General features: G+C 38.8%; 16 protein-coding genes, 12 tRNA genes, 1 pseudogene and 1 other annotated feature. Of the genes and pseudogenes, 26 read left to right on the forward strand and 3 right to left on the reverse strand.

Annotated features, from left to right (window positions below):
* The first annotated feature begins 8 nt into the window (after positions 1-8).
* The 18 genes from EDD58_RS12395 to tsaD all read left to right on the forward strand — a co-directional run bounded on the left by EDD58_RS12395 (position 9) and on the right by tsaD (position 6144).
* Positions 9-911 carry an NAD(P)-dependent oxidoreductase gene (locus EDD58_RS12395; protein WP_131926051.1) on the forward strand — a complete coding sequence of 301 codons (903 nt, stop codon included), beginning with the start codon at positions 9-11 and terminating at the stop codon, positions 909-911.
* Between the two features lie 338 nt (positions 912-1249).
* Complete coding sequence (locus tag EDD58_RS12400) at positions 1250-1948, forward strand: Bax inhibitor-1/YccA family protein (protein WP_131926053.1); 699 nt, start codon at positions 1250-1252, stop codon at positions 1946-1948.
* A 242-nt stretch (positions 1949-2190) separates the two neighbouring features.
* A tRNA-Asn gene (locus EDD58_RS12405) sits at positions 2191-2265 on the forward strand.
* Positions 2266-2267: 2 nt separating this feature from the next.
* Positions 2268-2358 (forward strand) — tRNA-Ser (locus EDD58_RS12410).
* Between the two features lie 14 nt (positions 2359-2372).
* A tRNA-Glu gene (locus tag EDD58_RS12415) sits at positions 2373-2449 on the forward strand.
* 5 nt (positions 2450-2454) lie between these two features.
* Positions 2455-2530 (forward strand) — tRNA-Val (locus tag EDD58_RS12420).
* A gap of 16 nt (positions 2531-2546) precedes the next feature.
* Positions 2547-2623: transfer RNA gene (locus tag EDD58_RS12425), tRNA-Asp, on the forward strand.
* A 20-nt stretch (positions 2624-2643) separates the two neighbouring features.
* Positions 2644-2719: transfer RNA gene (locus EDD58_RS12430), tRNA-His, on the forward strand.
* A gap of 3 nt (positions 2720-2722) precedes the next feature.
* Positions 2723-2797 (forward strand) — tRNA-Gln (locus EDD58_RS12435).
* A gap of 10 nt (positions 2798-2807) precedes the next feature.
* Positions 2808-2883, forward strand: a tRNA-Lys gene (locus EDD58_RS12440).
* A gap of 14 nt (positions 2884-2897) precedes the next feature.
* Positions 2898-2981: transfer RNA gene (locus EDD58_RS12445), tRNA-Leu, on the forward strand.
* A 21-nt stretch (positions 2982-3002) separates the two neighbouring features.
* Positions 3003-3089 (forward strand) — tRNA-Leu (locus tag EDD58_RS12450).
* 10 nt (positions 3090-3099) lie between these two features.
* Positions 3100-3176, forward strand: a tRNA-Pro gene (locus EDD58_RS12455).
* 29 nt (positions 3177-3205) lie between these two features.
* Positions 3206-3279 (forward strand) — tRNA-Gly (locus tag EDD58_RS12460).
* A gap of 200 nt (positions 3280-3479) precedes the next feature.
* The gene (gene tsaE, locus EDD58_RS12465; protein ID WP_131926055.1) at positions 3480-3944 is read left to right on the forward strand and encodes a tRNA (adenosine(37)-N6)-threonylcarbamoyltransferase complex ATPase subunit type 1 TsaE; all 465 of its coding nucleotides are present in this window, start codon (positions 3480-3482) and stop codon (positions 3942-3944) included.
* On the forward strand, positions 3941-4669 hold the full coding sequence (tsaB, locus tag EDD58_RS12470) for a tRNA (adenosine(37)-N6)-threonylcarbamoyltransferase complex dimerization subunit type 1 TsaB (protein WP_131926057.1): 729 nt from the start codon (positions 3941-3943) through the stop codon (positions 4667-4669). Before tsaE ends, tsaB begins: the two co-directional genes overlap by 4 nt.
* A complete protein-coding gene (gene rimI / locus EDD58_RS12475) occupies positions 4662-5159 on the forward strand; it encodes a ribosomal protein S18-alanine N-acetyltransferase (RefSeq protein ID WP_131926059.1) in 498 nt (165 codons plus the stop codon). The genes tsaB and rimI overlap by 8 nt, the downstream gene beginning before the upstream one ends.
* Positions 5125-6144 (forward strand): tRNA (adenosine(37)-N6)-threonylcarbamoyltransferase complex transferase subunit TsaD, encoded by a 1020-nt coding sequence (gene tsaD, locus EDD58_RS12480; protein WP_131926061.1) that lies wholly within the window; start codon positions 5125-5127, stop codon positions 6142-6144. The genes rimI and tsaD overlap by 35 nt, the downstream gene beginning before the upstream one ends.
* A gap of 129 nt (positions 6145-6273) precedes the next feature.
* Here the strand turns inward: tsaD and EDD58_RS12485 are convergent, their stop codons facing one another.
* Complete coding sequence (locus tag EDD58_RS12485) at positions 6274-8187, reverse strand: ABC-F family ATP-binding cassette domain-containing protein (RefSeq protein ID WP_341539276.1); 1914 nt, start codon at positions 8185-8187, stop codon at positions 6274-6276.
* 82 nt (positions 8188-8269) lie between these two features.
* On the opposite strand from EDD58_RS12485, the gene EDD58_RS12490 reads away from it, so the two are divergent.
* The 6 genes from EDD58_RS12490 to EDD58_RS12515 all read left to right on the forward strand — a co-directional run bounded on the left by EDD58_RS12490 (position 8270) and on the right by EDD58_RS12515 (position 14256).
* Positions 8270-8884, forward strand: a complete 615-nt coding sequence (locus EDD58_RS12490) for a 5-formyltetrahydrofolate cyclo-ligase (RefSeq protein WP_165875968.1) — start codon at positions 8270-8272, stop codon at positions 8882-8884.
* A 154-nt stretch (positions 8885-9038) separates the two neighbouring features.
* The gene (locus EDD58_RS12495; protein ID WP_131926067.1) at positions 9039-9704 is read left to right on the forward strand and encodes a redox-sensing transcriptional repressor Rex; all 666 of its coding nucleotides are present in this window, start codon (positions 9039-9041) and stop codon (positions 9702-9704) included.
* Positions 9705-9767: 63 nt separating this feature from the next.
* Positions 9768-10517: a twin-arginine translocase subunit TatC gene (gene tatC, locus EDD58_RS12500; RefSeq protein WP_131926069.1), complete on the forward strand. Its 750-nt coding sequence runs from the start codon at positions 9768-9770 to the stop codon at positions 10515-10517.
* A gap of 536 nt (positions 10518-11053) precedes the next feature.
* On the forward strand, positions 11054-11335 hold the full coding sequence (gene groES, locus EDD58_RS12505) for a co-chaperone GroES (protein WP_131926071.1): 282 nt from the start codon (positions 11054-11056) through the stop codon (positions 11333-11335).
* Between the two features lie 65 nt (positions 11336-11400).
* Positions 11401-13047 carry a chaperonin GroEL gene (groL, locus tag EDD58_RS12510; RefSeq protein ID WP_131926073.1) on the forward strand — a complete coding sequence of 549 codons (1647 nt, stop codon included), beginning with the start codon at positions 11401-11403 and terminating at the stop codon, positions 13045-13047.
* A gap of 300 nt (positions 13048-13347) precedes the next feature.
* Positions 13348-14256: a restriction endonuclease gene (locus EDD58_RS12515; RefSeq protein WP_131926075.1), complete on the forward strand. Its 909-nt coding sequence runs from the start codon at positions 13348-13350 to the stop codon at positions 14254-14256.
* A gap of 186 nt (positions 14257-14442) precedes the next feature.
* Here EDD58_RS12515 and EDD58_RS12520 read toward each other — a convergent pair whose 3' ends face one another.
* Together EDD58_RS12520 and EDD58_RS12525 are read right to left on the reverse strand one after the other, a co-directional pair.
* A complete protein-coding gene (locus EDD58_RS12520) occupies positions 14443-16326 on the reverse strand; it encodes a UvrD-helicase domain-containing protein (RefSeq protein WP_131926077.1) in 1884 nt (627 codons plus the stop codon).
* Positions 16326-18629 (reverse strand): AAA family ATPase, encoded by a 2304-nt coding sequence (locus EDD58_RS12525; RefSeq protein ID WP_131926079.1) that lies wholly within the window; start codon positions 18627-18629, stop codon positions 16326-16328. The genes EDD58_RS12520 and EDD58_RS12525 overlap by 1 nt, the downstream gene beginning before the upstream one ends.
* A gap of 209 nt (positions 18630-18838) precedes the next feature.
* Here EDD58_RS12525 and EDD58_RS12530 point away from each other — a divergent pair, with 209 nt between their 5' ends.
* Both EDD58_RS12530 and EDD58_RS12535 read left to right on the forward strand, forming a co-directional pair.
* Positions 18839-20743 carry an ATP-binding protein gene (locus tag EDD58_RS12530; protein ID WP_165875969.1) on the forward strand — a complete coding sequence of 635 codons (1905 nt, stop codon included), beginning with the start codon at positions 18839-18841 and terminating at the stop codon, positions 20741-20743.
* Positions 20744-20968: 225 nt separating this feature from the next.
* Positions 20969-21204: a binding site (T-box leader), on the forward strand.
* Positions 21205-21219: 15 nt separating this feature from the next.
* Positions 21220-21546: pseudogene (locus tag EDD58_RS12535) on the forward strand (TCP-1/cpn60 chaperonin family protein); the annotation flags it as partial.
* Positions 21547-21671: the final 125 nt, after the last annotated feature.

Raw genomic sequence — 21671 nt, forward strand, 5'->3', positions numbered from 1 at the left:
CAAAGAAGATGGAAAAAGAACGAATCGGTTTTATTGGGTTAGGCATCATGGGACGATCCATGGCTAAACATATTGTTGAAGCTGGTTATTCTGTCACTGTATGGAATCGTACAGCTTCCAAAGTAGAAGAAGCAACTCATTGGGGAGCAGTAGCTGCAAATTCCCCCAAAGAAGTGGCTGAGCAGAGTGATATTATGATCACCATTGTTGGAGATACTCCTGACGTTCGTGAAGTGATTGAGGGCGAGCAAGGTCTGTTGGCTGGCGCAAAATCAGGCTCTGTGATTCTAGATATGAGTACCATCTCTCCAGATGCTACCCGTGAAATTGCGGAGAGAGCTTCCCAATTTGGAGTGGAATTGATGGATGCTCCAGTTACAGGTGGAGATATAGGTGCACAAAATGCAACGTTATCCATCATGGTGGGAGGAAAAGCTGAGGTTCTGGAACGAGTCCGACCGATTTTAGAAACGATGGGCAAATCAATCATTCATTGTGGCCCAGTTGGTGCAGGTCAAACCGTCAAAGCATGTAATCAAATCTTATGTGGTTTAAATTTGTTAGGGATGGTGGAAGCACTTGCTTTTGCTAAAAAGGCAGGAGTGGATCTAGAAAAGATGTTGCAAGTGACGACTCAGGGGGCAGGAGGTTCTTGGGCGCTTGCCAACTATGGACCTCGGGTAGTAAAGGGTGATCTTGACCCGGGTTTTTCAGTGAAATTCCAACAAAAAGATCTACGAATCGTTTTACAAGAAGCAGAAAGATTGGATCTTCCTTTATTAGGAACAGCTACCGTTCAACAACTACTTCGGTCAGTGCAAGCCTTAGGTGGAAATGAGGATGGAACTCAATCGTTAATCCGTGTCATGGAGCAACTAGGAAACATCGATATTACACCTAAAAAGTCATAACTTGCAAGCAATGAATGGTAGTCAGTGGGACTGATTATAAAGGCGAACGTGTGTTGGGTTACCACTTGTGGGATAATTAAAGCAATAGTATAATATTTACATGAGTGTGGAAACTCATAAAGTGAACACTTATAAATTCTAAGCTTGATTGAAAGACTAGTCATACATTCTTCTATTATTCTGAGGGCTCTCATAATAATAGGGAATCTTTGGCATAGAATGAAGAGGGATTATGGAGTCAATCAAACTTTAACCTAGGATGAAGATGATTTGGCTTGAACTTCCTTTTCATAGATAATATACTAATTTTAAATCTTTTTATATTGGAGGGAAAATCATTGGATCCACGTTTTGGAGCTCCTTCAGGTTCATTTGTTCGATCAAATGAAGGCTTATTCCCAAAGGTTTTTGGTTGGATGTTTGCAGGTCTAGTTATGACCGCAGTGATTGCTTGGGGATTAAGTCTAAATGAAAATGTTGTTTATTTTTTAGCTAAGAATTCCGTATTCTTTTGGGGCATTGTGATTGCCCAGTTGGTGGTCGTCTTTGGACTTTCCTTCCTGTTTAATCGTTTGTCTGTCTTTGCTGCAACCTTTGGCTTTTTCCTTTATGCAGCTTTGAACGGTGTGACAATGACTTTAGTTCTTACCTTTTTTGATTTAGGAACGATCTTTGCTGCTTTCTTTATCGCAGCTGGAATGTTTGGAGTTAGTGCAGTTTTCGGATATGTGACCAAACGTAATCTATCTGGTATTGGTTCCGTTGCACTCATGTTAGTCTTTGGTCTCATTCTAGCATCGATCGTGAACATTTTCTTCTTGAAAAGTGGTCTGATGAGTCTAATCATCTCTTATGCGATTGTGGTATTGTTCTGTATCATTACTGCATTTGACATTCAAAAAATTAAAGTTATGGCAGCAGAAGCGATGGATGAAGAAATGGTAGACAAAATCGCGATCTTCGGTGCTTTGATGCTATACCTTGACTTTATTATCATCTTTAAAAATCTCCTCTATATCTTGGGTAGTGATGACTAATCGATCGCCTCTAGCATTCGTTGCTGGAGGTTTTATTTTTTAGTAGTCATGTATGGATGAAAACAAAGATTTATTTTAAGAAAAATTGAAGGAGTGAGTAAAAAAGTATTGACTCAACATATATATCATGGTAAATTATTAATTGTCGCTGATACGAAAAGTGACTCTGGAAATAAAGGATAAAATAAGTACTTGCTTTTAAATATCAAATCGATTATAATAACATTTGTCGCTAATATTTTTCCTCAATAGCTCAATGGTAGAGCGCCCGGCTGTTAACCGGTAGGTTGTAGGTTCGAGTCCTACTTGAGGAGCCAGTGGAGAGATACTCAAGAGGCCGAAGAGGACGGTTTGCTAAACCGTTAGGGGGTCTATGCCCCGCGAGGGTTCGAATCCCTCTCTCTCCGCCACAATTGTCTCGATCGGCCCGTTGGTGAAGCGGTTTAACACACCAGCCTTTCACGCTGGCATGCAGGGGTTCGAATCCCCTACGGGTCACCATTTTTGGACGCTTAGCTCAGCTGGGAGAGCATCTGCCTTACAAGCAGAGGGTCGGCGGTTCGATCCCGTCAGCGTCCACCAGTATCAATTTATATGCGGAGCTGTGGTGTAGAGGCCTAACATGCCTGCCTGTCACGCAGGAGATCGCGGGTTCGAATCCCGTCAGCTCCGCCAATTTTTTCATATGGATTATGGCGGTCGTGGCGAAGTGGTTAACGCACCGGATTGTGGCTCCGGCACTCGTGGGTTCGATTCCCATCGATCGCCCCACTTTGGGGAGTAGCCAAGCGGTAAGGCAACGGACTTTGACTCCGTCATGCGTAGGTTCGATCCCTACCTCCCCAGCCATCCATTTTACGAGCCATTAGCTCAGTTGGTAGAGCATCTGACTTTTAATCAGAGGGTCGAAGGTTCGAGTCCTTCATGGCTCACCAGTATATAGTTACATGCGGGTGTGGCGGAATTGGCAGACGCACTAGATTTAGGTTCTAGCGCCTCAGGCGTGGGGGTTCAAGTCCCTCCACCCGCACCAATTAGTTTTCTCGTTTTCCATGCGGTCGTGGTGGAACTGGCAGACACGCTATCTTGAGGGGGTAGTGGTCGTACGACCGTGCGAGTTCGAGTCTCGCCGACCGCACCAACCAGATTCCCGGGGTGTGGCTTAGCTTGGTAGAGCGCCTCGTTCGGGACGAGGAGGTCGCAGGTTCAAATCCTGTCACCCCGACCATCCCGAGTGAGAAAATCTTATACTTCTATGCGGGTGTAGTTCAGTGGTAGAACATCGGCCTTCCAAGCCGTTTGCGAGGGTTCGATTCCCTTCACCCGCTCCAAATCGAGAAATGGATTACAGCAAACTGCTGTAATCCATTTTTTATGATTTTTATTCTTAGGAGGATGATGAAGAAGAACCGTGTTACACTAGGATTGGGCTTGTTTGAAGTGAATAAAGAAAAGTAGAAAGCAGATAGAAGTCTGAAGTGATTTTGGTATAAAATAACTAGAACAAAGACAGATCTCATAGGTGATCAAAATGACAGAAACCACTTGTTTATTTATCACGAATGATGAGCTTGAAACAAAGCAATTAGCGAAGCAGATGGCTCTCTTCCTCCAAGCCGGTGATGTCTTAGCGCTAGAAGGTGATTTGGGTGCGGGAAAAACAACCTTTGCTCAAGGCTTGGCTGAAGGATTAGAAGTGAGTGATAAGGTAGATAGTCCTACATTTACCATTATTAAAGAATATAATGGTCGAATCCCGTTTTATCATATGGATGTGTACCGTTTAGATCCAGAGACAGATGAATTAGGATTAGAAGATTATTTCTATGGTCAAGGCATTTGTCTTGTAGAATGGGCTTCTCAAGTGGAAACACTATTACCTGAGCAAACGATTTGGTTAAGATTAACTGTACAGTCTGATGGAAAGCGACAGATTCAATTAAAAAGTAATCTGATCAGGGTGGAACAGCTATGTAAGGAGTTGCAATCAAGATGAAGATACTCGCCATGGATACTTCAACCCTAGTCATGGGGCTTGCGGTGATAGATGGTGAAACGTCACGAGTACTTGGCGAAGTAACAACAAATTTACATAAAAATCATTCTGTGCGATTGATGCCGGCGCTTTCCCAACTACTTACCGATTTAGATCTCACTCTCGATGATCTAGGCGCTTTAGCGGTGACTTCAGGCCCAGGATCTTATACCGGGATTCGGATTGGGGTAACTACAGCTAAAACGATGGCGTGGGCGCGCCAATTACCCCTCTATAGTGAATCGAGTTTAACGGTGTTAGCGATGAATGGTTATTGGTTTGAAGGGGTCGTTGTTCCTTTGTTTGATGCTCGTCGTCAGCGCGTCTATTCGGGAACTTATCAACGCGAGGGTGAGCAGATGAAAGAAATGATCCCTCAACAGGTAATCGAATTAGACACCTATCTACCGATGATTAAAGAGCTGAACCAGCCTGTATTGTTTTTAGGGGATGATGTAAGCAAGTTTACTGAATCGATCCAAGAAGTTTTAGGCGAACAAGCCCGATTTGCGACTCCTGCGGAACAAATCCCTCGGCCAAGCCAGCTTGGATTTTTGGCTTTGCAAAAGTGGAAACATCACCAACCAGCAGAGCAAGCTGACTTTACGCCTAACTATCTACAAATGACACAAGCAGAAACGAATTGGTTAAAAAAGCAGAGAAGCGGGGAAAACAGAGATGATTAAGCCAACAGAAGACGAATTCTCTTTTCGTCCGATGGAGGTGACTGATCTTCCACAGATCGAGGAACTGGAAGCACTCTCATTTCCAACACCGTGGCCTCGGCAAGCTTTTTATGATGAACTCGACCGGAATCCATTTGCTCGCTATACCGTTTTAATTGTTGATGGCAAAGTAGTAGGTTATTGTGGATGTTGGCTGATTCTTGATGAGGCTCATATCACTAATATTGCGCTTCATCCCGATTATCGGGGGCGAGGCTTGGGAGAAGCTTTACTCCGTTATGTGATTAGCTTCACCCAAGTGTTAGGTGCTGCAAAAATGACACTGGAAGTACGTGTATCAAACCATATTGCGCAGTCGCTGTATCAAAAATTAGGTTTTAAGAGATCAGGAATTCGACGTGGTTATTACACAGATAACCATGAAGATGCCATAATTATGTGGGTGACATATGATGATGAAACGGAAAGAAACGCTTGTATTGGGAATTGAAACCAGTTGTGATGAAACCTCGGTGGCAGTGGTTCAAGAGGGAACCAAATTATTATCCAATGTAATCTCCTCACAAATGGATGTTCATCGTAAATTTGGTGGTGTAGTTCCAGAGGTTGCTTCACGCCGTCATGTGGAACGGATCACCTTAATTATTCAGAAGGCGTTGGAGGATGCCGATGTTCAACTTCGCGACATCGATTCGATTGCAGTAACTCAAGGACCAGGATTAGTAGGGGCGCTATTAATAGGTGTCTCAGCAGCCAAAGCTCTCTCCTATGCGACAGGAATCCCTTTAGTAGGGGTTCACCATATTGCGGGGCATATTTATGCCAATCATTTAATAAAACCTTTGCAATTCCCATTAGTGGCATTGGTTGTCTCAGGGGGTCACACCGAACTCATCTATATGAAAGAGCACAATCATTTTGAAAAACTAGGTAAAACAAGAGATGACGCGGCAGGCGAGGCGTTTGATAAGGTAGCACGCCTTTTACATCTTCCATATCCAGGTGGCCCTGAAATTGATCGATGGGCAGCTCAAGGATCACCTAGTTATGAGTTACCAAGAGCATGGTTAGAGTCTGATTCACTTGACTTCAGCTTTAGTGGACTCAAGTCAGCTGTCATGAATCTCGTTCACAATGCCTCACAGAGAAATGAAGAAATTCAGGTGGCTAATTTGGCAGCTAGCTTTCAGGAGGCTGTTTTGGATGTTCTAGTAGAAAAGTCGATTCGAGCTGTACGTCAGACGGGTGTAAACCAATTACTAATCGCTGGTGGAGTTTCCGCAAATAGTGGTTTACGAGCACGGTTGTCAGAACGATGTCACGATGAGCAAATTGAATTGCATATTCCTCCTCTTGAACTATGTACAGATAATGCGGGAATGATTGCTGCTGCGGGTACTTATCGCTTTTTAGCAGGTCAATTTGCAGACTTAAGCCTTAATGCAGATCCCAATTATTCTTTACATCTATTTTAAAGCTTCAAACGTCTATAAAAAAGCAGGGTGAAGCGGATCTTCACCTTGCTTTTTTAAAAGATCGACTCATGGAAGGTGAAGATCCGCTGCGAGTTAGGCAGTTATTGTCTGATCAGTTTTGTTGTGAAATCAGTCAGCAATTTCTGCCCATTCCTCTGTTTTAGAAGCTAAATCCGACTCTAGTTCTTGCAATTCTTTTTGTAATTCTGTACTTTTTAAGGGGTCCTGAAATAGTTCTGGTTGACAGAGTAGATCATGGATGGTCGAGACTCTTTCTTCAATTTGTTCAATCTCTCGTTCGATTTGCTCTATTTTTTGTTGTTTTTGTTTGAGACGTCGCTGTTCTTCTTTCTCACGCTGTCGATGAATAGCCGCTTCAGAAGCAGTTGATTGGTTGGACGCAGAGGTTGTCTCTTCCAATTTTTCTAAAGCTTTCTTCTCTAAATATCTTTCATAGTTTCCTGGGTAATCGCCAATTTCTTCAGGTGTTAGCTCCCAAATTCGTGTAGCTAGACGATTGATAAAGTAACGGTCATGGGAGACGAAAAGGAGAGTGCCTGGATATTCTTCAAGAGCTTGCTCTAAACGTTCTTTACTTTGCAAATCTAAATGGTTGGTTGGTTCGTCCATAAGTAAAAAGTTTGCCTGATTTAAAAGTCTTTTTGATAGAGAGAGACGGGCTTTTTCGCCTCCGCTGAGATCGTCCACCTTTTTAAATACATCCTCACCACTAAATAAAAATTGCCCGAGGACAGAACGGATGGTGGTTTGGTCTAGGTGTGGATAGTCATCCCAAAGCTCATCGATCACTTCTTTTTCTAAATCTAGTTCTTTTTGCTCTTGATCATAATAATCTAATTGAACATTGGTTCCCCATTTCAAGTCACCAGATAAAGGAGTTAACTTTCCTGCGATCGTTTTAAGTAGGGTCGATTTCCCCATCCCATTGGGACCTAATAGAGCAATTCGTTCACCTCGTTCAAGCTGAAAGGAAAGATGAGAGATGAGTGGTGAAGTTGGTTCATAGCCAATCGATATATTTTTTGCATCTAAGATGTGTCGACCACTCGTCACAGAGATATCAAAACGGATGGCTGCTTCTTTTTGCTTAGTGATGGGTGACTCGATTCGCTCCATTTTTTCCAAAGCTTTTCGACGGCTTTGGGCTCGTTTGGTGGTGGAAGCACGTACAATATTTTTTTGCACAAACTCTTCGGCTTTCTTGATTTCTACTTGTTGTTGTTCATAAACTTTCTGCTGAAAAGCGATTCTTTCTTGCTTTTGCTTGGTGTATTGAGAGTAATTACCTACATAACGAGTCGCTCGATGACGTTCTAACTCATAAATGACAGTGACGAGTCGATCTAAAAAGTAACGATCATGTGAAACGAGTAAAAGGGAACCCTGATAGGAAACGAGTGTTTGTTCCAACCAAGCAATCGCATTCATATCAAGATAGTTGGTAGGTTCGTCTAAAATGAGAAGGTCAGGCTCTTCCAATAAAATTTTGGCAAGAGCAACCCGCGTTTTTTGTCCGCCACTCAGTGTTGAAATCAACGTTCTTGACCAATCGAGTTCGCCTAATCCGAGTCCATGTAAAGCACCACGAATTTTTGCTTCATATGCATAGCCCCCTTGTTCTTCAAAGGATTCCTGGAGAGATGCATATTTATCTAGTGTTTTTTGATACAATATAGGATTAGAATAAACTTGTTCCTCTCCAATTTGTTTCTCTAGATTGCGTAGGTCCTCTTCCATTTGTCGGAGTTCATCAAAAACATGAAGTAACTCCTCCCAGATCGTCAATGATGAGTCGAGACCTGTGTGTTGTGCAAGATAGCCAACTTGAGCTTTTTTAGCTAGAAGGATTTCTCCCGCATCTGCTGAGATCTCCCCAGTAATAATTTTTAATAAGGTTGATTTTCCTGCTCCATTCACACCGATTAAGCCTACTCGTTCATTATTTTTGATTTGTATATCAATCTGTTCTAAAACAACGGTTCCACCAAAAGTTTTATCAATATTTTTTGTCTGTAGTAGCATAATTCCACCTCATTAAATAGTCCGCAACCTTATAAATTCAGTGTATATGAGAGATCAGAGGAGGGCAAATCCATTTGAAGTGTTGAACCTTCTTAACAAGGATGTGATAGATCTGTCTGAGCAAAAAAAGAATCTTCGAAAAAAGATGTTGGAAAAGCGAACTCAATTTTCCCCAAAGCGAGTTCAAGAACATTCTACGAAAATATCAGAAAGAATCATTCAACAATCTTTCTACCAGCAATCCCAAACTATATTGTGTTATATGGCTTTTCGGAATGAAGTTGATCTACGTGGGGTGATGGAGGATGCGTGGGCACAAGGAAAACAAGTTTTACTGCCAAAGGTCAATCCTGCTGATCGTACGATGAAGTGTATCCAAGTCAAACAGATGAGTGATCTACAACCGGGCTCTTACGGCATTATGGAACCTTTGGATGATTCTACAAAAGTCGTGCCTCCTACAGAGATCGATTTGGTGCTTGTTCCTGGAGTTGCCTTTGACTTACAAGGGTATCGCTTAGGATATGGTGGTGGCTATTACGACCGCTTTTTTTCACCCACTTCAAGTACCCCGATTCGTGTAGGTGTTGCTTTTCCCGAACAAGTTGTCTCGGATGTCTACCCTGAGCGACATGATCAGCCAATGCATTTTGTCATAACGTCAACAAATGTTTTACGCACAGTTCATCGATCCTGATATACAATCATACTGGGAACATTTGAGTATAGGTACGATCAGGGTCGATGAAGGAAAACGACTAAAGGTTATGGTATATTTGACATACAAATAGTTCATGTGCGGAATCTCACAAGGAATCGTAATATAAAAATCAGATGTTTGGAGGTGCCGTATGAGTGAGCATAAAATTCCGCAAGTAACTGCAAAACGTTTACCTTTATATTATCGATACTTAGAAAAACTTCATGCGATTGGAAAAACACGTGTTTCCTCCGCTGGGTTAAGTGATGCTTTACAAATAGACCCCGCTACCATTCGCCGTGATTTCTCCTATTTGGGTGAACTAGGCAAAAAAGGATATGGGTATAATGTGACTTATTTACTTCAATTTTTACGGGATTATTTAAAACAAGACGAAGTGACCAGCGTCGTTTTGATTGGGGTCGGTAACTTAGGAACCGCACTACTTAGATATAATTTTTATCGAAGTCATAACACGAAGATTGTAGCTGGTTTTGATCAAGATTACAGCAAAGTAGGTTCGGATATTGACGGGATTCCAGTTTATTCTATGGAGCGGTTGAAAGATGTGATTCAACTACACCATGTAGAAGTCGCTATTCTCACTGTCCCCGTCAATGTGGCACAATCAACAGCAGATTTCCTCGTTCAATCCGGGATTCGAGGAATTTTAAATTTTACACCTGCCCGTTTAACTGCACCAGAGCAGGTAAGAATTCATAACATCGATTTGACGATCGAATTACAAACATTAATCTATTTTTTAAAGAACTTTCCAACAGATGAAGAGATAGAATTGGATGATCAAGATCTATAAAAAAGCTTAAACTGAAATCAATCTCACCCGCTTGGTGATCGGTGTGGGAAGGGGATAAGATTTATGGAGCAACGTGAACAATCTTTTTCAGAGCATTTAGGTGAGTTGCGCCGTCGAATCGTTTGGATGGTGTTTACTTTTTTTGTAACATTAATCGTTGGATTTATTTTTGCGATGGACATCTTTCACTGGATTCGGGAAACGACTTTTTCTGATCTAGCGATTAATGCGTTTAGTCCAAGTGATTCGATTAAAGTGTACATGCAAATCTCTTTTATCATTGCATTTGTGATTACTTCACCTGTAATCCTTTATCATATTTGGCAATTTGTCCGTCCAGGACTTCATCCGAAAGAGCAAAAAGCGACTCTCTTATATATCCCAGCTTCAGTGCTCCTATTTATTTGTGGACTGAGCTTTGGTTATTTTGCTGTTTTTCCATTTCTGATTCAATTTATGACCTCGATCAACGAGCAAATGGGAATCGTGGAAGTGTATGGGGTTTATCAAGCTTTTGGATTTCTTCTTAATATTGTCTTTCCGATCGCGTTGTTTTTTGAATTGCCCGTGGTCGTACTGTTTTTAACTAGCTTGGGTATCTTAAAGCCGATCTATTTGATCAAAGCGAGAAGATATGCATATCTGTTGATGGTGATCATCGCAGCTGTGATCTCCCCCCCAGACTTTGTCTCAAATATTTTGGTAGCCATTCCGTTGATCTTACTCTATGAAGTGAGTATCTGGCTTTCTACATGGCTGTATCATCGGATGGAGAAAAGAAATCAAATGAATCAGCTAGAGGATGAAAACTAAAACCTTGCATCACAGGTGCAGGGTTTTCCTCTGGAGGATCTATTTACTGTTATATGACATATGGATTCAGATCCCGCCGGGGAGATGTTTCTCTGTCTCGCTCTCATAGCGTATACGCAAAAGTCGCTCACCAGAGAAACATCTCCCCACTTATACCTGACTTCTTAGTGATTTAAGCTGGCTGTTTTGCTCAAGACGAGTCAGTAGTGTCGATGAGGCAATATTTACCTATATGTTTGTGTATCAGAGCTCGATTTTCGTCCTCCACGAGCTTGTACCTTAACTTATTATAAATTGACACCACTGTCTCACAATATCTTTTGTCCTAGAGTAGGACTTGTGTGAATACTGATAAAATAGGGCAGATAATTGGAAGCGATTCCAAAAAAATGATCCAATAGACAAAGAATGTGCAATTTTTTTGTCGAAGGTCTTGCAAAATGAAACAGAGATGAATAATATAATAATTGGTGTTAGCACTCGTTGACGTCGAGTGCTAATAAGAAAACATCCACCTCACAAAGGAGGGTCTCATCATGATCAAACCATTAGGAGATCGTGTCGTTTTGGAAGCTATTGAAAAAGAGGAAAAAACAGCAAGCGGAATCGTTCTTCCAGAAACCGCAAAAGAAAAGCCACAAGAAGGTCGGGTTGTAGCTGTTGGCTCTGGTCATTTAGACGATGGAGATCGCATTGCTCTTGAAGTGAAAGAAGGCGATCGTGTCATTTTCTCCAAATACGCAGGTACTGAAGTGAAATACGAAGGTAAAGAATATTTGATTCTTCGTGAAAGCGACATTCTAGCTGTTATCGGATAATACGATTGACTGTTTGTTTTACAAATGTAAAATAAACCCTACATAAGAAAGGGGAATCACGAATCATGGCGAAAGACATTAAATTCAGTGAAGACGCTCGTCGTGCAATGCTACGTGGTGTAGATGCTCTTGCAGACGCAGTAAAAGTAACCCTAGGACCTAAAGGTCGTAATGTGGTATTGGAAAGAAAATTTGGCTCTCCATTGATCACCAATGATGGAGTAACCATCGCAAAAGAAATCGAACTCGAAGATGCATTTGAAAATATGGGTGCACAATTGGTGAAAGAAGTAGCAACCAAAACCAACGATGTAGCTGGTGACGGAACCACTACAGCAACCGTTTTAGCACAAGCAATTATTCGTGAAGGTTTGAAAAACGTAACCGCTGGTGCAAATCCAATGGTTGTTCGCAAAGGAATTGAAAAAGCTGTAGTAGCTGCTGTAGAAGAAATCAAAACCATTGCAAAACCAATCGAAGGTAAAGACTCCATCTCCCAAGTAGCTGCTGTTTCTGCTGACGATGAAGAAATCGGTCAACTGATCGCAGAAGCAATGGAAAAAGTGGGTAAAGACGGCGTCATCACCGTTGAAGAATCCAAAGGATTTAACACTGAGCTTGAAGTTGTAGAAGGTATGCAATTTGATCGTGGGTACATCTCCCCATACATGATCACTGATACTGATAAAATGGAAGCTGTTTTGGATGAGCCATATATCTTAATCACCGATAAGAAAATCGGAAACATCCAAGAAATCCTTCCAGTTCTTGAAAAAGTAGTTCAACAAGGTAAATCTTTATTGATCATCGCTGAAGATGTTGAAGGAGAAGCTCTTGCTACTCTCGTTGTCAACAAATTGCGTGGAACCTTCACCGCAGTGGCTGTAAAAGCTCCTGGATTTGGTGACCGTCGTAAAGCGATGCTCGGCGACATTGCAACCTTGACTGGTGGTCAAGTGATCACTGAAGAACTAGGTCTTGACCTCAAAACCACTGGACTTGAGTCCTTAGGTCGTGCACGTCAAATCCGTGTTAACAAAGAAAACACCATTGTTGTAGATGGTTATGGTGAGCCAGCTGAAATCAGCGGTCGTGTGAACCAAATTCGTCAACAACTCGAAGAAACCACTTCCGAGTTTGACAAAGAAAAATTACAAGAGCGCCTAGCTAAACTAGCTGGTGGTGTAGCGGTTATTAAAGTTGGTGCAGCTACTGAAACCGAGTTAAAAGAGAAAAAACTTCGCATTGAAGATGCTCTCAACGCAACTCGTGCCGCTGTAGAAGAAGGAATCGTTTCTGGTGGAGGTACTGCCCTCGTCAACGCAATCCGCGCTGTAGAAGAGCTAGAATCCTCTTTTGAAGTGGGTGACGAAAAAACGGGTGTCTCCATCATCAAACGTGCATTGGAAGAGCCAGTACGTCAAATCTCCCACAACGCCGGTCTTGAAGGATCCGTTGTTGTTGAGCGTCTGAAAAAAGAAGACCTCGGAATCGGCTTCAATGCTCGTACCGGAGAATGGGTCAACATGATGGAATCTGGAATCGTAGACCCAGCTAAAGTAACTCGTTCCGCACTTCAAAATGCAGCGTCTGTAGCAGCGATGGTTCTTACCACTGAAGCTGTAGTGGCTGACAAACCAGAAGAAAACGCTGGTGGTGCTCCAGACATGGGCGCTATGGGCGGAATGGGTGGCATGGGCGGCATGATGTAATCTAGCCCCACGCAAAGCTTTTGAGTTAGATTTTATTAAATAAGAGAAAACCTCTCGTAAGGCTATAATTATGAGAGGTTTTCTTTTTAGTTTTTTGAGTCATAAGAGAATAGATATTCATTACTATATATGATGCTATAGCCTAACTATCCTCGAAATAACTAGATCATTCATCTGTTTTAATTAGTAAAACTTTATTTAAAAGACACTGTAAACACAATTTTCGTTCAAGAGAGGACATTTACTAAAAAGGAAAGAGTAATAGAGATAATAAAATAACGTGAAAGGAATTTGATCTGAATGAGTATTCCAGATTACCAAACGTTTATGTATCCCTTGTTAGAAATGTTGAAAGATGAAAACGAGCATACATTACGAGAAGCTTATAGTTATTTAGCTGACTACTTTCAATTGAGTAAAGAGGAACAGGAAGAGTTCTTGCCAAGTGGAAATCAGTTAGTTTTTCATAATCGGATTGGATGGGCAAGAACTTACCTGAAAAAAGCAGGAATGCTAGAAAATATTCGTAGAGGAACATTTGTTATAACAAAACGTGGACTTCAGGTTCTTGCAGATCCTTCAATTGGTCAGCTAACCAAGCAATATTTATTAAAATATGAGGAATTTAGACATTTTATAAATAACGAAAATAGTACTGGGAATAAGGGAGAATGCGAACCAGCGGAACGGGAACTAACACCACAAGAACAATTAGAAGAGAGCTATGAAGTACTTGAGAGCCAGTTACGTGAAGAATTACTTGAAAAAGTTAAAAGATGTTCTCCGGATTTTTTTGAGCGTTTAGTAGTAGAATTATTGGTAGCAATGGGGTATGGTGGTTCTATTGAGGATGCCGGAAAAGCCATTGGAAGGAGTGGAGACGAAGGAATTGATGGCATAATTAAAGAAGATGTGTTGGGGTTAGACATGATTTATGTGCAGGCAAAACGATGGGAGGGGATCATTGGTCGTCCAGAGATTCAAAAGTTTGCCGGTAGTCTAGAAGGACAGCGTGCACGAAAAGGTGTTTTTATTACTACATCCGATTTTACAAAAGAATCAAAAGACTATGTAGGAAAAATTGAGAAAAAGATTATTCTTATAAATGGGATTGAATTAGCGAAGTACATGATGAAATATAATATCGGTGTTTCTAAGGTAATGCAGTATACAGTAAAGAGGATCGACTTAGATTACTTCGAGGAGTAGGGGTTATTTATTCTTAAAATAGGGTGACTTTGAAATACTGCAATATGGGGAAGAGAAATTTAATATATGTAAATTCTAGAATAATCTTTTATTGCATGGAAGTATATTGTAATGATGAAATTACGAGGGTCTTCCCATAGGCTTGGCGGAACCTATGGGAAGACTCTTTTCAACTGACACCAGTGACTATAATTGTAAGAGTTCTACTTCACTTTCCTCAAACCATCCTTCCTCTAAAACATGCCTTTTGACCGAATGAGGATCTGTTGAATAAGCTATGATAGCGAGACTTTCTTTTGCACGGCTACATGTAACATAGAATAAACGCCTCGTTCGGTCCATACTTGTCTCCTTGCCTGTGTTTTCATTTAAAATATCTTGCTTAGTTTTTTCTTTAGCTCCAAATAACTTTTCATAGCTGAATAATTTACCATGTGCTTCGCTGTCATCAATAGTTACCATTACACGTGGAAATTCAAGCCCTTTGACTCCCTGGTGAGTCATGAAGTTTGATTTGCCAGTTATGTAAGAATCGTATGCTTTAATCTGGCTGAATGGAGCATTTAGAAATAGATCCCAGGCTGTTGCCACGTCTTTTTCCTTATTCTCATTAATTTCTTCTTTAATGTATTGATCTCTAGTTGTAAGTGTAAAAGAATACAAGTTGTTTGGAATCTCGAATAAGTTAAATTCTGCTATAGACTGTAAGATATCAATACATCGTGGGTCATTATGCTTGTCCCATAATGATAGCAATTGATTCGTAGCTTCCTGTGCTTTTTTAATAAGTCGTAATTGATCTTTTTCATTTTTTTGTATTTTAATGAGTGGAGAATATTTTCTTACGATGCTTGCTACGGTAAATTTATCCCCGGTTTTATGGGCATTTACTATAGGTAAAATGATTTGCGTAAAAAATTTCAATTCAGAAAGTGAACCATCTAGTAATCCAGATTGTAATTTATCTATTTGATAAAGAGGCTTGAATATATGTGAGAATCCTAATCGATTAGCAGCCATATGATGTTCAAGAATAAGAGTGGTGTAATTTCCATCAACATCTATCCATTTTGGATCATGGGTGATTTCTGCCATGCGTTTTCTGGCTATAAGTTCTACATTTGTTTTTTCTGTTGTTACAGGGTGTATGAACAAACGGACAAACCCTTCATTTTTGTCTGAACGTGCTAATTGTTCTTGATTATCAACAGTAGATCTGATCTTATTTATCAACTTAATTATTCGTGGTGAGCATCTGTGATTCATTTTTTTTACTGGTTTTTCCCATCTTTTCGGCAGGTTAGTTCCAAGATTAGCTTTACCATCAGAGTAAATTCTTTGCATAGTATCACCAAATAATCCTAACAAGAAGTCTTTCTGATTCTCTCTTTCAACTTTAAACAGTGCATCTATAAGGTTTTTATTCGTATCTTGACACTCATCAACGAAAAGAATTGGAAATTTACTAATTAATATATTTTGCATCAAAGGTTCGTTAGTTAAGAAGTATGCTCCAATACTGATTACTTCACTATGGTTTAAAGATTCTTTACCATGATTAAGACTATTTGGGTTGTAAGTGAACTGTGTAATCTTTTTGATATTTAGAAGCCGATTTTCTTTAGTCTCTATTTTTTTTTCACGATTGATGAAAGTCTTGGTTCCAGCACGACCCTTTTCTTGATCGGATTTTAATATTTCAATTTGTCTTTTTAAATCCTCAATCAACCACTTTCTTATGTCTTCATTAAAACCTTTGATTAATTCCCATATGAAAGTATGTATGGTTGACACAGAAAACAGTGGATCATAACCAAGACGACTTTCAATTTCTTCACAGGCAGCATTTGTGTACGTAATTACAGCTACTCTTTGGCCACGTAGCTGTAATTTTTTGTAATGATTTTCTTTGAATTTCTCCAGTGCAGTGACCAAAGATCTAGTTTTTCCAGAACCAGCTCCAGCAAATAAGAAGAAACTCCTTAAATTGTCAGGGTTCATACAATTAGAAATGGTTTCATCTACGTGATTATCAATATAATTATCTTTGTTTTGTTCTACATTAATCATTAGATTCTCACCTTTTCTTCCACGACAATAGTCTCCGCTGTTGGATTAATACTTCTTACATCTTCTTGGTTTTTTGGTAATTCATTTTTTAACCAAGTAAGCCCTTCGTGTATATAAGTTGGTACTTTTAGTTCATTTGGGTCTTCAAAGTAGATTAGATCAAGAGCAAATTCAGCTTTTTTTCCTTTTCTTAGGTCTTTGAAAAGTTGTTCACTCAATTCGGAGATTGACTCAGTATTATTAATGGCGTCTTTGAATTTTTTTATTAACCCCTTGCCCTTGATCACTTTAAATAGGTCTATATTTTCCAAGACCAATGCATCTTCAAAAGTATATGGTAGAGCTTCTACTTCTGTACCTTCAGAATTCATGACTACTTTTATAGGAGACTGATAAGCTACTCGAACTGAAAAGCCATTGTCAAATGATATGACTTTCTCTTCATCGGGCAAATCTAATAATTCATCTATATCAGATTTTACAGGTATCCAAGTTTTTAATGTATGATTCCTAGTTTTATATCCTTTATTTCTACAAGGCGGGGTAGTTGAATCATTTTTATCAGGATCAACTGAGTCCAAATCAGTTATTATTAAACTTGTTAAACCTAGTTGTTCGATCAATGATTTTAAAGTGTGGGCATGACTTCCACCGATTTCTAATAATGAAATATACTTTTGGTGCAACTCGGAAAAGTGTTTTCGGATAAAATGGGGAATCAACATTCGTTCAGCTGGACCTTCTACAAGTATAGCTGCATCTGCAAAAAATAAATCACAATGAGTTGATTGAAGATATCTAGTTACAAAACGCTCCGTTTCTTCACCTTTTCCAAATACATTTGAAAGATTGACAATTGTAGATGTTGGTACTTCCTTGTCTGCATTTGCAGGATTTCGACGAAAATAGCGCAAACATGAGAAAGGCATTTCATGAGTGATATGACTTGAATGTGTACTAACAATTAATTGTGTTGTAAAGTTATTTTTCTGTTTTAGATTTTCATGATTACGTAGAACTTTGTAAGCTTGACGGATAAACACTTGTTGAACTTGTGCATGAAGATGTGCTTCAGGTTCTTCGATCAACACAATATGTAATGGTGGGATAAAAAAAATATCTTTATCAATCGGATTTTTTTTAGCAACTTTCCCTACTCTCATCCATTCATCCCTAAATTCTACTAATTTAAATATTATAGATATTAAATTTTGATAACCTAATCCATTGTACTGTTCAGGTAATTGTAAACTGTTATTTTGGTCATTTTCAGGCATTAATTCAAATTGAATAGCTGAACTATGATTAAGTCCATCAATAGGTTTTAATTTAGTAGAAATAGTTATTTTAGGGTCAGAAAAACCGGGGTATCCCAAGCTCTCTAATTCACTAATTGGATCTTTAAAACCTTCTTTCAGTTTCTTATCAAATTCTTTTTGAGCTGATTCAATAGCTTGTATAGCATGAATATCTGATGGATCAGGCAATTCTGTTGGATTTAAATGTGTGTTATAGTATGTGCGTAGCTGTGTTGAGAGGTTTCCAACTGGTCCACCTCTCGATCCTCCATCTTGGTTTGTTGTATTAACTGGATCAGCAAATCCTCGTTGAGCATTAATATGATGTACTAGAAATAATTTTCTAAATGGGTCTCCTTCTAGAGGTTGACTGTCAAGTGGGAGGATTTGAGGTTGGGCAATGCCGTTTTCGGGTTGTGAACATTTGGCTGGATCAAGAATATACGATTTAATCATAAATTGAGTTTGAATTTTTCTGTTTAAATAGTCCTCGAGATCTCTGGGCCACAATGATATTGATTCACCATCTTTTTCTAACTTAGCTGTAGCTAAAGTTTCTTGTACCTGCTTAATTGAATCAAGGAAATTTTTGTGAAGATCTTCAATGTTTTTGGGTTCCAATCGTAATCGAACACCAAGTAAACCTCCATCCCAATCCAAAGTTGGAATGAGGTGTGTAACATAATGAATTTCTTTTTCTTCAACTTGTAGCCATATATCCATAGTTGGTAAAAGTATTCCTAAGTTATCTTCAGAAAAATCGGGTAGCTCTTTACGATCATTGCACCATTTTTCTCCGATTTGATTAATTTTAATCCAGTTCGATATTGTAAAATCATTTATAGTAAATCCATTCTTCTTATCTAAGAATTGTATTAATGCAGTCATAGCAGATGTTTTCCCGCTATTGTTAGCCCCAACAAATAAAGTGGTCTTATCTGTAAATTCCACTCGACACGACTTTAGCTTTCTGTAATTTTGAATCTCTACAAATTTAATTTGCATCTATTATCCTCCTATGCCTTCACGTCTAATCCCCTAAAAATTAATTAATTACTTATAATTAACCACATAATGAATATATAATCAATTAATCAAGGCTATATTTAATGAGATTAATAAATATTTATATCTCTGCAGTGCCGATTGAGCTTTCTTATTTGCTTTGATACATTATAGATATATTTAATAATTATAGGAGTTCGTTCTATTCATTGATTTTAGAGTTAAGTAAAGGAGGAAGTAAAAAATTGATTTTAAGAAAACTTACATTGAGGAACTTTAGAGGCTACAAAGAATGTGAGATAAATTTTTCAAGAGACATTACAGCTATTATTGGTAAGAATGATATAGGTAAATCTACTATTTTAGAAGCTTTAGAGGTGTTTTTTGCAGATGCTCCGCATAAATTATTGGATGTTTCAGATTTATGTATAACAACACAGGAAGATATAATTGAAATTACTACCTATTTTGAACTACTTGAAGATGAGAATGAAGTCATTATTGATTCCAGTCATCCTACGGATTTTAAGAAAGAAAACTTGTTGAATGAGGAAGGATTACTTGAAATAAAATTATCTGTGAAGGTTGATAGGAATGCTTCAACAATAACTTCTGGATCTGTGACTAGAAGTTTGTTAGCGTATTATCCAAAGGTTTTCAGTAAGAAACCATTAATTACTCTAAATAATTCTGCTTTAAAGAAGCTTATAACTGATGAAATTAAGTCTAAATATACAGATCTCAATCTAACAATTAATGCAACAATTAGATCTGCTTTATATCGAGATGCTATAACTTCAAATCCCGAGAAAGAAATGGTAGAAATTAACATCGGCGAGATTGAGAATCAAAAAAAAGCTTGGGAAAAAATTAAATTGGTATTACCTATCTACCAATTGTTCAAAGTAGATAGATCTAATAGTGATAAAGATAAAGACGTGCAAGACCCAATTAAAATGGTTGTAGCAGAATCAGTAAAAGGTATAGAAAAAGAGTTTTACGCTATGGCTAGAAATGTTGAAAAACAAGTAAAGGAAGTGCTAGAAAATACTATAGAAAAGTTGAAAGAGTTCCCACAATTTTCGGGAGTAAGTTTAACACCTAATATGAATATAGGGAAATTAGATTCGCTTTTTTCGTTCAATATAGATACTGATAATGGGATTCCTTTAAATAAGAGAGGAAGTGGGATAAGACGATTAGTACTACTAAGTTATTTTCGAGCCGAGGCAGATAGGGTATTAAAAAATTCCGAAAAGAGTAGTGTTATTTATGCAATTGAAGAACCAGAAACAAGTCAACATCCAGACTTTCAGAAAATGATAATAGAATCATTAATTAAGATAGCTCGTGCTGACAAGCGACAAGTTTTTATTACAACACATAGTCCGGAAGTGGCAGGCTTCTTTGAAATAGAGGATATAAATTTAATTGAGAGAAAAGGTGGTTATCCTGTCATATGTGCATTAGATCATAATCAAAAGGCTGATAAGATAATAGAAACTTTGGGCCAACTCCCTTCAATATCTAGTAAAGTTGTTATGTTTGTAGAGGGGGAAAATGATATTCGGTTTATTAGAGCAATCGGGCAGCTCCCTACGTTTAAGAGTATAATTGACATTGAAAAAGATGTTTCAATCATGCCTACAAATGGTGGGCAATTGGTTAATATCATTAAAAAAAGGTATTTGAAGAACATTGATGTTCCAGAATTTCACTTCTATGATTCTGATGTTCAACCTTATATAGATGCGGTTAATGAGATGAATCAAGATGTGAATGGGTCGAGGATGGGTTTTTGTACTAATTATAATATGCTAGAAAACTATGTGCCAACTAATAGAATAAATGAATTTTTTAATACAGAAATAGAAGATTCAAAAACAATAGATATTGTATCTGAATTAAAAAGTATTTTAAAGAAATGGAATGATAAACAAATAAAGGCTAAACTAAATGAAGACGTTATGAAAAATGTGCTTGAGGAGGATTTGGAGAAACATGGTGTATTTGAAGAACTAAAAGATATTTTTGTTGTTTTGAATCACTTAAAGAACAAAAACTTTTCTGATGCTCAGAGTATAGTTAACAAAAGAATGTTGGTTCATTTATAACACTCAGGATCTCAATTTTTAAAAATTATCTAATTAGCAAAAAAGGAAAATCACCTATAGATATAAACATACATAACTGTGAAATGATATTAGGTATAGCGAAACCTATGTAAAGATTCTTCATTAAAATCATAAAGAAACAACCTCATTGGCGATTGTCATCTTATCAACATATTGACACTTCCAATAACTTCACTCTCTAATGAATAAACAACAATGTTATACTTTAGAGCGTTGAATCCAGTAATGCTTAGGATTGTTATCCCAGAGAGTTGATGGTGGATGCGAATCAGTACAGATCTAAGCATGAAGTACAGTGTTGGAGTTTCTTTTTCGTAGTGAGGACAAGTGTCTTTATGAAGGGAAAGAACGTAAGTAAAGCCGTTATCTGAAATAAAGTGGTGAGCAGATTGATGCTCGCAACTAGGGTGGTACCGTGAATTTACATATTCGTCCCTACTGATGGTTCCAGTAGGGACTTTATCAAACGTGCATTGGAAGAGCCAGTACGTCAAATCTCCCACAACGCAGGTCTTGAAGGATCCGTTGTTGTTGAGCGTCTGAAAAAAGAAGACCTCGGAATCGGCTTCAATGCTCGTACTGGGGAATGGGTCAACATGATGGAATCTGGAATCGTAGACCCAGCTAAAGTAACTCGTTCCGCACTTCAAAATGCAGCGTCTGTAGCAGCGATGGTTCTTACCACTGAAGCTGTAGTGGCTGACAAACCAGAAGAAAACGCTGGTGGTGCTCCAGACATGGGCGCTATGGGCGGAATGGGTGGCATGGGCGGCATGATGTAAGGAAAACTCTAAACCTCTGATTTACCAAGGGTTAGAGCAACTTTCATCAAACCGTGGTCATTTTATTGGTCATAAGTGCCAATAAATCACTCTAAATACGGAGGCCTTTCATCAATTCGCTGAAT

Source organism: Hazenella coriacea (assembly GCF_004341825.1).
Taxonomy (GTDB): Bacteria; Bacillota; Bacilli; order Thermoactinomycetales; family Thermoactinomycetaceae; genus Hazenella; species Hazenella coriacea.

What these genes read in the sequence shown, in the direction of transcription:
- groL (WP_131926073.1), top strand. Translation starts at nt 11,401, where the DNA reads ATGGCGAAAGACATTAAATTCAGTGAAGACGCTCGTCGTGCAATGCTA.
- EDD58_RS12495 (WP_131926067.1), top strand. Translation starts at nt 9,039, where the DNA reads ATGAGTGAGCATAAAATTCCGCAAGTAACTGCAAAACGTTTACCTTTA.
- rimI (WP_131926059.1), top strand. Translation starts at nt 4,662, where the DNA reads ATGATTAAGCCAACAGAAGACGAATTCTCTTTTCGTCCGATGGAGGTG.
- tsaE (WP_131926055.1), top strand. Translation starts at nt 3,480, where the DNA reads ATGACAGAAACCACTTGTTTATTTATCACGAATGATGAGCTTGAAACA.
- EDD58_RS12525 (WP_131926079.1), bottom strand. Translation starts at nt 18,629, where the DNA reads ATGCAAATTAAATTTGTAGAGATTCAAAATTACAGAAAGCTAAAGTCG.
- tsaB (WP_131926057.1), top strand. Translation starts at nt 3,941, where the DNA reads ATGAAGATACTCGCCATGGATACTTCAACCCTAGTCATGGGGCTTGCG.
- EDD58_RS12515 (WP_131926075.1), top strand. Translation starts at nt 13,348, where the DNA reads ATGAGTATTCCAGATTACCAAACGTTTATGTATCCCTTGTTAGAAATG.
- EDD58_RS12485 (WP_341539276.1), bottom strand. Translation starts at nt 8,187, where the DNA reads ATGCTACTACAGACAAAAAATATTGATAAAACTTTTGGTGGAACCGTT.
- EDD58_RS12520 (WP_131926077.1), bottom strand. Translation starts at nt 16,326, where the DNA reads ATGATTAATGTAGAACAAAACAAAGATAATTATATTGATAATCACGTA.
- groES (WP_131926071.1), top strand. Translation starts at nt 11,054, where the DNA reads ATGATCAAACCATTAGGAGATCGTGTCGTTTTGGAAGCTATTGAAAAA.
- tsaD (WP_131926061.1), top strand. Translation starts at nt 5,125, where the DNA reads ATGAAACGGAAAGAAACGCTTGTATTGGGAATTGAAACCAGTTGTGAT.
- EDD58_RS12395 (WP_131926051.1), top strand. Translation starts at nt 9, where the DNA reads ATGGAAAAAGAACGAATCGGTTTTATTGGGTTAGGCATCATGGGACGA.
- tatC (WP_131926069.1), top strand. Translation starts at nt 9,768, where the DNA reads ATGGAGCAACGTGAACAATCTTTTTCAGAGCATTTAGGTGAGTTGCGC.